The sequence below is a fragment of the Leptospira adleri genome (assembly GCF_002811985.1).
Taxonomy (GTDB): Bacteria; Spirochaetota; Leptospiria; order Leptospirales; family Leptospiraceae; genus Leptospira; species Leptospira adleri.
The window spans coordinates 1-11,034 of the sequence record NZ_NPDU01000109.1 but is presented as its reverse complement, the minus strand read 5'-3'; the positions used below and the strand labels follow the sequence as shown (position 1 = coordinate 11,034).

Below are 11,034 nucleotides of genomic sequence, written 5' to 3'. Positions count from 1 at the left end.
GTTGGTCGCGTCCATCGAACCGGCACGCAGTGTAAAGTCGTGTCCGTAGATTGCGACGTCTCTTCCGTTGATGTTTAAAATTCCGGTGACGAGAGAGGCTCCGTCGAGACTCTTTCCCCAGTTTTGATAAAGAATATTGGGTTCTTGTTCGGTAAGAACTTTGATCCGTTCCCAGACGGTCATTCTTTCCTTCGAATGTTGAACGAGAATCCTGTCGACTCCTCCGCCCGCGAGGGGTTTGTTTAGGAGTTCTTTTCCTAATTCGTTGGCCTCTTCGTAAAGACCGCGAGTTTTCGGAACGTCAGGTTCGGTCGTGGATTGGAATGGATTTTCCAGTGAGTATTTTGCTTCGGACATACGGGAACCTTTAAATGGAATGAAATATATCCAGTTTTTAAGAAAAGGATTCTCGGGAAAGTTAAATTCGACGCGGAGTCGAAGAACGTTGCTATTTTATAGCGGACTCGAGCGTTTCGAAAATGCTGAACATCGAATTCATATCGATGATTTCAAAAACCTTTTTTACGGCCGGTTTGATTCCGGCGAGACGAAGTTCCACGTCTCTTTCCTTACATTCTCTGAGGGCGGCGACTATGATACGAAGACCGGCGGAAGATATGAATTCGACTGAGGAAAGATCTAATATAAGAACGGGAGAATTGCCCGTCTTGATCTGATCCATAAACACAGATTCAATTTTATGAGTGTTGTGAACGTCTAAGTTTCCGATCAGATGGATGATTTTAGAATGATTTTTTATTTCAGATGTGATTTCCATTCGAAGCCTTGTGTTGAAAATTCTTCTTGAGAACTAAAACGTTTTTACCGCCTTCACTCGAATAATCGACGGAATCCATGAGCTTCTCGATCAGATAGACGCCGAATCCGCCTTTTCTTTTGCCGCTCAGGTTGTCCTCGATCGAAGGTTCTTGAACTTCTTTTCTCTGAAAGACTTTCCCGGAATCAATTAATACAATGGTAATCCAGTCCCCTGTAAAGCGTATTTTACATTCAAACTTTGGATTTTTCAAAGCGGTGTTTTCATAACCGTGCATCACGATGTTCGTCCCAGCTTCGTCGCAAGCGAGAAGAATATCGTCTCTCAGAGCTTCGTCGAGGTCGCGAACCTTGATCGTCTCATACACAAATTCTCTAAACAAAGGAATCGCGGAAGTGCTCGCATCGAATTCTCTGGAGAATTGATAGTCGTCGTTGAACTTCAAGATCATCACGGTGAAGTCGTCGTAGAGTTCCGGTGTTCCCGAGAATTCCCGAACCAAACCGAAAAGTTCATCGATGATTTGTGCGGAAGGAAGATGTTTTCTCGCGATGATCTCTTGGATCATTCTTTCCAAACCGAATTCTTCATCCTTTGCGTTTTTTTCTTCGATGGCTCCGTCCGTATAAAGAATCACCATATCGCCGGGTTCCACGGTGAGGCTTCCGCCCTTGTAACTCGCGGAAGTAATCACGCCGAGCGGGGGACCGGATCCTTTGATCAATTCCCAGGTCCCGTCTTTGTGGATGAGAATCTGATCGTTGTGCCCCGCGGAAGCGTAGTCCAAAGTAAAGATCGCAGGATTGTAGTGGATGAAGAACGTGGTTACGAACATTCCGTTATGAGAATCTTCGTAGACGAGCGCGTTCCCTTGTTTCAAAATTTCTTCGGGATTGAGATCGTGATTTCTGGCTAAGGTCCGAATGATGGAAGAACTCATCGCCATGAAGATGGCTGCCGGAAGACTTTTGCCGGAAACGTCCGAAACCAAAAAAGAATACTGACCGTCTTGGTATTGGTAATAGTCGTAAAAGTCTCCCGATACTTCCTTTGCCGGAACCGATTTCACCCCGAGATCAAAATTGGAATGAAAGATTTTCGGTTCCGGAAGAATATTCTTCTGAATCTCTCTCGTGATTTCGATCTCTCTTTCCAAGGAACGTTGCAGCGCCTTTCTCGAAATCATTTCATTCTGAAGTTTGAGAGTTTCATGACCTCTTGCAATCAAAGATGCGAAGGTTTGTAAAAGTCTCAGATGAGAATGGTTGTAGGAGAGTTTGTCCACACGATCCGAAACCGTAATCGCACCGAAGGCGCTTCTGCCCTGATGCGTAAGAGGAAGAACGATATAAGAACCTTTGAGATATTCCAAATCGAGTTCGTGATCGAATGCAAAATTTTGAATATCTTCTTTGACTGAAGTTTTTTCCTCCTCGATGGAGCGGTGGATAAAACTTCCTTGATAACTCGTAGTGCGAAAGATCTCGACCGTTTTTTCGGAAGTATAAGAAATGGAGGTAAGAATTCCCATCTTGCGATTGATGAGAAAAATTCCGGTCTTACCCGCGTCCATCTCGCCGTGGATCACGGGAATGGATTGTTTCATCAGGTCCGCTTGATTTTTTGCGGAGGAAACCACTTGAGAAAGTTCGAATAAACTTTCTAATTCGGAAACTTTTTTCCGAAGATCCTTATTGGCCGCTTCTAAGTTTTGAAGAAGACCTGTCTTTTGAATCGCGAGCGCGGACGTTCCCGAAAAACTAAGAAACAACTCCATATCTTCTTCGGTAAAAAAACTACGATCGATCGTGTTGATGGCTTCGATCACTCCAATGACTTGACCTTCCACCAAAAGAGGGGCGGCCATGATATTTCGAGTCACAAAATGGGAAACCTTGTCCACTTCTCGGTAAACTCGAGGATCGTTCATCGCGTCGTTGATGATCATCGGTTGTTTGTCTTGGACCACCATCCCCGCCACGCCCTTTCCGACCGGAACTTTTACTTTCGTCACCTCGTCTTTTTTTTCACCGAGAACCGTGTGGAAGTAGAGATATTCTTTGGAATCGTCGAGAAGAAGAACGCTGCAGGCTTCGGTTCGAAAGACGGACTTGGACGAAAGCATAATCGCTTCCAAAAGTTGGGAAAGATCGAGAGACTTGTTGATCAAACCGGAAACTCGAATGATTTCCGTTAGTAAAAAATCGAAACGATCGGTTTGTTTGCGAATCTGCACCGACTCCAAGGCGACTCGGGAAGTTGTCATGAGAGACAAAACCACGAGAGAAGATTCTCCGGAAATGAAGGATTCCTCTAAAAGATCGGAGATGATTCGGGTTGTCGCCCTTAGGTGTTCGAAGTCGGATTCTCTGAATTCTCCGCCCTCTTCGTCCGATCTTCCAAGAAAGACAGTTCCGAATATTTTTTTCTGATTTTCGGAGGAAGAGACTCCCAATTCTCCCACGTGAAGCACACAACAAACCGCGTTGTATTTGAGCGGCGAGATGAGTTTGCTCGGACTCTTTCCTTTTTTGAGATTGATGTCCTGACCGGTTTTGAAACAAAAATCCGAAACGAGTTTCGATTCTTCGACTGCGGTCGGCGGAGGATTTCCCAAGATCGAACGAACGGTTCCGTCTTCTAAACGAAAATTGAATATACCGAATTTTGCGGAAGTGAGTTGAATGATTTCCGTGAGAAGAGATTCAAAAACAATCGTCAAACCCGGGTTGTCTTCCAGGTAGAGTTTTCCATCAGAAGTTTGTCTGAGGAGTGAATCTTGTTTTTTACTCGAGATCAAAGCAGAGGTTCAGCCGGCCTGAAACTTTAAGGATTCTTCTCTCAGTTTCTTATTTGCGTTTTCCAATTCGCGAATGCGGGTCAGCGCTCCCATCAATTCGTCGCGGGAAAGGTTTGTGACTAAGTTAGTCGCATCGAAAGCTTCTTTCGCGTCTTTGAGTTCGGAACCGGAATACTGAATGATTCCTTCATACATACGAATGATCTCATCCGCATTTTCTAATTCCTGTTCGTTGAGCCTTAGGACCTTTTCATAACCTTTGATAATATCGTTCTGGATCTTTAATTTTTTTTGTAAATCCTCGATAGATTCACCCATCCTTACACTCCTGTATTTGTTATTGACTTCAAGGAATTTGGTAAAAACCTGATTCCAGCGGGGACGTAGCTCAGTTGGGAGAGCGTTTGAATGGCATTCAAAAGGTCGGGGGTTCGATTCCCCTCGTCTCCAATTACGACTTCCGCCACTTGAGTTTTTAAACTTTCTAACCTCTGTCAAACTCTTTTACAACTTCTTTCCATCGGAAGATTCCGGTTCGAAAGCCCCGAACGATTCTTGACCGAAATCGAAACAAATCTCCGGATAAAGAAAAGAATCGAACCTTGGATCCGTTTCCATTCTTCCTTTTTTTATGGCTATTTTCTTGCGGAAAAAGAATGTTCGATATTGCGAAAGGAAACGTGGTCAAATCTAAAATCATGTCAAATCGAATCTCCGTTCAAAGGCTGGGCTCCTCGACAAAAACGCCTCTATTCCTTCTTTCCGAATTCGACTTTCCGGGAAAACGCGTTCGGTCGGAATTTTTTACTTCCGAATTCTCGCTCAAGATTTTTGAAACTTCGATTCATTCTTTTCAGACAAAATTTCCGAAATACGAAGATTGGATCGAATCGGTTTCCGAAGAGATCCAAAAAACCAAGGGTAAAATTAAATTATTGGGAGAAGGAAGTCTTTCCGGAATCGTTTTTGAATTAATCAAGAAATTTCCGGATCGGATCGATTCCGCCTGTATCGTAAATCCTCCGATTGAAAAAAACCGAGATCCTTTTTCCTGGTTTCCGAAAAACGTAGAATGGATTTTGGAAAGATTTCCTTGGAATCCTTGGTTTTTATTCTCCGAAGAATTGCACAGTTTGTTCGAGGCGCTCGAAAAAAGTTTTCAGAGAGGAATGGAAGAATCGAGTCTTTTGCCGACTTTGTTGTTTACCGGAATTCCGGGAACGATCACGGAACAAATGAGGACGTCCGGAAAAAGACTGCAACCCTATCGGGTATTTAGAATCGAATCGGCCGACCGAAAATCCGTTGAAGTTCTACTGAAAGAATTGGTCGTGAAAATTCTTGCCGAGATACCGATTTGTTCTGTCCAAAAAAAGTCGAACTTTAAGATAGAACCTGGTTTTTAATATGTCAGTAAGAAAAATTTTAAGAATGGGAGATCCGCTTCTCCGCCAAGTATCCGAACCCGTCAGTGAAGACGAGATTCAAACAAAAGAATTTAAAAAACTACTCAAAGATATGTTCGATACGATGCGTCACGCGGAAGGCGTCGGACTGGCAGCGCCTCAAATCGGAATCTTAAAACAAATCGTAGTCGTCGGTTCGGAAGATAACGAACGTTATCCGGGGACGCCGGACGTTCCCGACCGTGTCATTCTCAATCCTAAGATCACAGCGCTTACTTCCGAAAGTTCCGGATTTTGGGAAGGTTGTCTTTCCGTTCCCGGAATGCGCGGCTACGTGGAAAGACCGAATCAGATTAGAATGCAGTGGATGGACGAAAAAGGTAACAAATTCGACGAGACGATCGACGGTTACAAGGCCGTCGTCTATCAACACGAATGCGATCACCTTCTCGGTATTCTTTACGTAGACAGGTTGAAGGACACGAAATTGTTCGGCTTTAACGATACCTTGGACTCCGGCGGAAAAATTCTAGATTAGTAAACAATAAAATAAAAGTATATGAAATCCCTTGTTGAGTATTTCCTTTCTAAAAGCATCTTTGTAAATCTTCTCACCTTTTTGATCATACTGATCGGCGGTTTTACGGCCGTAAGGATGAATCGAGAAGCGTTTCCAAACATCAACTTCGATATCGTGAGCGTGGTCACGGTTTTTCCGGGCGCCTCCCCTTCCGAAATCGAGAAGCTGGTCACAAAACCTCTCGAAGAAGCGATCAAGGAAGTGGACGGAATCAAAGAATTTCGTTCCGCTTCCATCGAGAACCGATCCGGGATCGTGATCACCCTCGATCCGGACGCCAAAGATACGCAGAAGGTTGTGGATGATATCAAGTCTTCCATCGATCGAGTGGAAGATCTTCCCGAGGAAGCCGAAGATCCGCTCGTAAACGAAGTTACTACTTCCAGACAACCCGTGATCGAAATCGATATCAGTTTGAAATCGGACGACGCAAGCGTGGAGGCTGAAAAAAGACTCAAGGCCCAAGCAAAGGTAGTGGAACAGGCGCTCGAGGATATTCCGGGAGTCGCCAGGATTTCAAAAAGAGGCTGGAGAGAGACTGAGATGCAGGTGGACATCAATCCTGGAGCGATGTTTTCCCATTATCTCACGAGCCAGGACGTAATCTTTGCATTAAAAAATCGTAATATTAACTTTCCGGGCGGGAACATCGCCGGAAATCAAAAAGAAGTCATCCTGAGAACGATCGGTGAATTCGATTCTCCGAAGGAGATTTCAGGAGTGCATATCCGTTCCAACGAGATCGGAAATTCGATACGAATCGACAATGTCGCGACCGTTACCGAAGGACTAAAAGAGGCGGAGTATCTCGACAAAGTCAACGGCAGAAAAACCATCGCGATGACCGTGATCAAACGGGAAAAAGCGGACGCAATTTTGGTCGTAGACGAGGCAAAAAAAGTCATCGAGGAATTCAGAAAAAACTCCAACGGAGAATTTGAATACGCGTTCGTAAACGATCTTTCCAAATACATTCGAAGACGCTTGGGCGTTCTTCTTTCCAACGCTGCGGGAGGTTTGATTCTTGTGACCGCTTCTCTTTTCCTGTTTTTAGGATGGAGGGTCGCTCTTATGACCGCGCTGGGAATCCCCGTTTCCTTCGGCGCGACTTTCGTGATCATGAACTATCTGGGATTGACTCTGAATCTGATTTCTATGTTCGGTTTGATCATCGTCGTTGGGATTCTCGTAGATGATGCGATCATCATCTGTGAAAACGTCTACCGATATATGGAAGAAGGGATGCCGGCCTATGAAGCGGCTCTCAAAGGAACCGCGGAAGTAATCGATCCCGTCACTGCCACGGTGACGACTACCGTAGCTGCCTTTGCTCCTATGCTGTTTATGACGGGAATTTTCGGAAAATTCATCTACAGCATTCCGTTGGTCGTGATCATAGCGTTACTCGCCTCTCTTTCGGAAGCGTTCTTCATTCTTCCTTCCCACTTGTATGACATCAATAGAAACAAGTTTCATTCTGGAGAAATCAAAGAAGAAAGCGGCTGGTTTTATAAGCTAAAGGTAAACTACTATCTTCCCCTCTTAAAATTCGCGCTCAAACACAGATTGCAAATTTTCATTTACCTATTTGCGATGTTGATCGGAAGTTTTGCGTTATTCGCCGTTGCCGGAAAATTCAAACTTTTCCCCGGTTCCGTCGACGTCTTTCAGATCAAACTCACCGGTCAGACCGGACTTTCTCTTCAGGAAACCGAACGTTTTGCGATTGTTTTAGAAAAGGAACTCGCAAAGTTATCGAAGGAGGAAGTTGAAAATTACGTAACAAGAGTCGGAATCATTCAAAAAGATCCGAACGACCCTTTTACAAAGCGGGGAAAACACTACGGACAGATTTTAGTTTATCTGACTCCGGAGGAAAACAGAAAGAGAAACACCGATGAAATCATTTCGGAAGTAAGGGAAAAAACGATCTGGCTCCTCAATCAAAAGTCGATTCAGATTTTGGAAGAGACTCGAAAGAAAGAAGCGGAAAAGAAAAAACAGGAATACAAGCCGTTCAATTTGAATTCTTTCCCCGCCGAATTTTCAAGATTCAAAGGACAGTTGCTTGCGTTGGACTTTGAAAAAATCTCAGGAGGACCGCCCGTTGGAAAACCGGTCGCCATAGAAATACGGGGAGACGATTACGAAACCTTGATTCGGATCGGAGAAGAATACAAGGGAGTTATGGCTAAGGTTCCGGGTGTCACCGATATCGGGGACGATTTCAACGAAGGAAAGGACGAGGTAAGAATCAAAGTCAGCGAATCTCTTGCTTCCACGGCCGGTGTTTCCGTTTTCAAAGTGGCACAGGCGATCAATACCGCTTTTCAGGGAACTGTGGCGACAAAGATCAAAAGAGCGGACGAAGAAGTCGAAGTCAAAGTTCGTTTTCCCGAAGAAGTCAGGAAGTCGATCGGATCTCTAAACAATATCTTCGTGAGCAATCAGATCGGAAAGCTGATTCCCGTTTCTAAATTGATCACGTATGTCCGAGAGCCGGGTTTTGCAAATATCAATCACTTGGATGGGAAACGTCTTCTTACTGTGACGGCTAACTTGGACGAATCCAAAACGGATACAAGAAGAGCCAATGCGGAAATCGCAAAACTCGCAAAAGGAATCATCGAAAAATATCCCGGCTACCGAATGCGCTTCGGAGGCGAAAACAAGGATACGGAAGAATCTCTCGCGAGTTTAGGAAGAGCGTTTCTTGTCGCCTTCATCATCATCTTTATGATCTTGGCTTCTCTCTTTCGTTCTCTGATCCAACCGGTAATCGTCGTTAGTTCGATTCCATTCTCTCTGATCGGAGTGATTCTTGCGTTCGTTTTACACGGAGAATACTTCGGTTTCCTCGCATTCTTAGGAATTGTAGGATTGGCGGGCGTCGTAGTAAACGATTCGATCGTTCTCGTGGATTTCGCAAATCAATTGAGAATGGAAAAACCGGGAGAGGATATCGATTCGATTTTGGTTGAAACCGGACTCTTACGTTTGAGACCCGTGGTTTTAACGACGGTGACAACGGTTCTCGGTTTGTTGCCGACCGCCTACGGAATCGGAGGAAGAGATCCTTTCCTGGTTCCAATGGCCTTGGCGTTCGGCTGGGGACTTGCCTTCTCTTCTTTTCTAACTCTGGTAGCGGTTCCCGTTTTGTATAAGACGGTCTATAACGCACAGGAGAGAATGAACAGGCTCCTACGAAGAACGTAAAGTCATAAAGTGTTGACGTATTCCCGAGTGAATTCTTTTCACTTGCTTTGAAAACGTCAACGTTGACTTTCCTTTTCGTTGTTAGCCTTTGACGCTTTCTAAGAGCATCTTGAAAAGCCGCAAGGAACGAGTTTCTAGGGAAGAAAATTTTTGTTCTCTTTGCGTTTATCAGCGTTTATTCGAACCGGTAAGGCGGGATATCGAGTAGGCGCTCTATAAGAAAGATTCAACGAAATCTTTCAATCGATCAGAAGATAGAACGTTTTAGGCGACGATTTATACTTTGATCGAATTCGACATCGCCATTGAAAAACAAGAGCAAGAAATGGAGTTATAGGTTCGAAAACCCCTTTCTATGAATTGATTCCATTCAAAGGAAATCAATACGTTGCAAACGGGCAATTCTATGTAGCCTTTCACAAATACTATTTTCAAATTTCCGGGAATGAATCCAGTTCAACCGATAAGAAGGTTAAGATAGACTTTGGACCAATCACATCGAATAAACCGGCTTGAAAGCGGAACGGTGTAAGCCAAATATCGGGGATCCTTTATTCAAAGAATTCAAGTCAAACTAAATGGATTCTAAAATAGGACTTTCTTGGAAATTATCGCTTAAAAGACAATTTCGAGTTAAACACGGCGACCTCGCCTCGCAAACGACCTCAATGGGAGCTATACAATGAGTTTTTCGGGCGAGGCGAAATTGGCTGGAAGAATTCGGAAGATATTCTAATAACAGAATATTTCAGCTTTTGCAAGCATGGACTTTCGCGGGAATTGTAGGAACTCTTACAATTTTTTGTAAATATTACCCACCTTAAACTTTAGGCGAAAGAATTGAAATGGAGACCATGCTATTAAAACTTTCGACGGCTGAAAATTTCTCGACCGGAAAAAATAATTATCAAGAGGAACTCTTACAAGAATTCGATCGCAAAAGTCTTTCTCAAAAACACGAAGCGCCTGTCAATCCTGCCGATCATTGAGAATTTCGGGAATGGTCACAAAGCTATAACCTTTGGAAAGCATCTCCTGGATAAAGTCCGGAAGAATGTAGATCAATTTTTCCGTTTGTCTTGGTGAGCCCAAGTGCATCAAGATGATGGCGCCGTTCATCCCATTCTTATCCGCCTCTTCCCAACGATAAAGAAAATCGAGAGCCTCCGCCCTTGTTTTATAATTCGGGTTCGGGAGAATTCGGGTTTTCCCGGTTTGAGGATCCTTCTTGTAAATGAATTTCTTATATACGAAATCGGGAATATCCAAGGAGCCTACGGAGTTATTGCTCCAGAATATGTGCTGCGTAAAGCCGAGTTTTCCGAAAGTTTTGATTACGAGGGGATCAAATCCCCCGTAAGGAAGACGATAGAGTTTTGTAAGTTCTTTCCCCGTGATCGATTCGAACTTTTCCTCCACCATTCTCATCTCTTGTTGCAGAAAATTAGTATCCGGAATCTCGTCCGAAACATAAGTCAAAAGCGCCCTCTTTCGGAGAGAGGATTCGTATAAACTTCTTGGAATATTATAATGACTCCATGTATGATTTCCGAATACGACACGATTCCCGAGTTGTGAAAGTTTTCTTAAATAGTAGATGTTCGTGTTGCTGAAAAGAGAGCCGTTTTTGAGTGCTGGGTTTTCGTTGGAGACGAATAAGGTAATTTTGATCGGAAACTTGGACAAATATTCGTAGAGTAGTTTTAGATCTTCTCCCGTTCCCAAATCGAACGTGAGGGAAATTTCCTTAAAGTTTACGTTCCCTCGGTTGATATTCTTTCCAACATCCGCGCCGGGAAGCGCCTCCAGATTGGTTTTGTTTTCTGCAACCTGATCGGATAAGTCCCCGTCGGGAACGGAATCATAGAGTTCGGATTTGAATTTGAGAAGCTCTTCTTCCTGTTGTTGTTCTTCGAGACGAAGGGAGGTCAGAGTCTCCTCTAAATTGGTGATATGCACCGTTTGTTTTTCAACGGTGGCTTCCAATCGAAAGATCTTATGAGTTAGGGTAAGAATTGAAACGGAACCCAAAAAAGTAAAGAAGCCGATCGAAAATAAAATGCGGAGCATTCTAAACTTTTTTTCGATTTCCTCTGATTCGATTCCGCTTCTTTTGATTTCGGATATCGTCCTCGAAAGTTCGGAAGATTCTTCTTCGCTTAACATGGGGATTCGATTGAAAAGAGAAAAGGCGGATTCTTCGGAGAATAAAAACCAAGGATTCCAAGGAAATCTTTCCAAAATCCATTCTACG

General features: G+C 43.8%; 7 protein-coding genes, 1 tRNA gene and 1 pseudogene. 4 read left to right on the top strand and 5 right to left on the bottom strand.

Annotation, left to right across the window (positions count from 1 at the left end):
* From CH376_RS22750 to CH376_RS22735, 4 genes and pseudogenes are all read right to left on the bottom strand, one after another.
* Positions 1 to 357: pseudogene (locus CH376_RS22750) on the bottom strand (acetyl-CoA carboxylase carboxyltransferase subunit); the annotation flags it as partial.
* Positions 358 to 448: 91 nt separating this feature from the next.
* The gene (locus tag CH376_RS22745; RefSeq protein ID WP_100783710.1) at positions 449 to 778 is read right to left on the bottom strand and encodes an STAS domain-containing protein; all 330 of its coding nucleotides are present in this window, start codon (positions 776 to 778) and stop codon (positions 449 to 451) included.
* Positions 762 to 3,578 carry a SpoIIE family protein phosphatase gene (locus CH376_RS22740; RefSeq protein WP_100783711.1) on the bottom strand — a complete coding sequence of 939 codons (2,817 nt, stop codon included), beginning with the start codon at positions 3,576 to 3,578 and terminating at the stop codon, positions 762 to 764. Before CH376_RS22740 ends, CH376_RS22745 begins: the two co-directional genes overlap by 17 nt.
* A gap of 9 nt (positions 3,579 to 3,587) precedes the next feature.
* A complete protein-coding gene (locus tag CH376_RS22735) occupies positions 3,588 to 3,896 on the bottom strand; it encodes a hypothetical protein (protein WP_100783712.1) in 309 nt (102 codons plus the stop codon).
* Positions 3,897 to 3,955: 59 nt separating this feature from the next.
* Here CH376_RS22735 and CH376_RS22730 point away from each other — a divergent pair.
* From CH376_RS22730 to CH376_RS22715, 4 genes are all read left to right on the top strand, one after another.
* A tRNA-Ala gene (locus CH376_RS22730) sits at positions 3,956 to 4,028 on the top strand.
* A gap of 248 nt (positions 4,029 to 4,276) precedes the next feature.
* Positions 4,277 to 4,984 carry a hypothetical protein gene (locus CH376_RS22725; RefSeq protein ID WP_100788474.1) on the top strand — a complete coding sequence of 236 codons (708 nt, stop codon included), beginning with the start codon at positions 4,277 to 4,279 and terminating at the stop codon, positions 4,982 to 4,984.
* Between the two features lies 1 nt (position 4,985).
* Positions 4,986 to 5,522 (top strand): peptide deformylase, encoded by a 537-nt coding sequence (gene def, locus CH376_RS22720; RefSeq protein WP_100783713.1) that lies wholly within the window; start codon positions 4,986 to 4,988, stop codon positions 5,520 to 5,522.
* A gap of 21 nt (positions 5,523 to 5,543) precedes the next feature.
* Entirely contained in the window at positions 5,544 to 8,780 is a 3,237-nt protein-coding gene (locus CH376_RS22715) for an efflux RND transporter permease subunit (RefSeq protein WP_100783714.1), read from the top strand.
* A gap of 969 nt (positions 8,781 to 9,749) precedes the next feature.
* On the opposite strand, the gene CH376_RS22710 is transcribed toward CH376_RS22715, so the two are convergent.
* Positions 9,750 to 10,946, bottom strand: a complete 1,197-nt coding sequence (locus CH376_RS22710) for a polysaccharide deacetylase family protein (protein ID WP_100783715.1) — start codon at positions 10,944 to 10,946, stop codon at positions 9,750 to 9,752.
* Positions 10,947 to 11,034 lie beyond the last annotated feature (88 nt).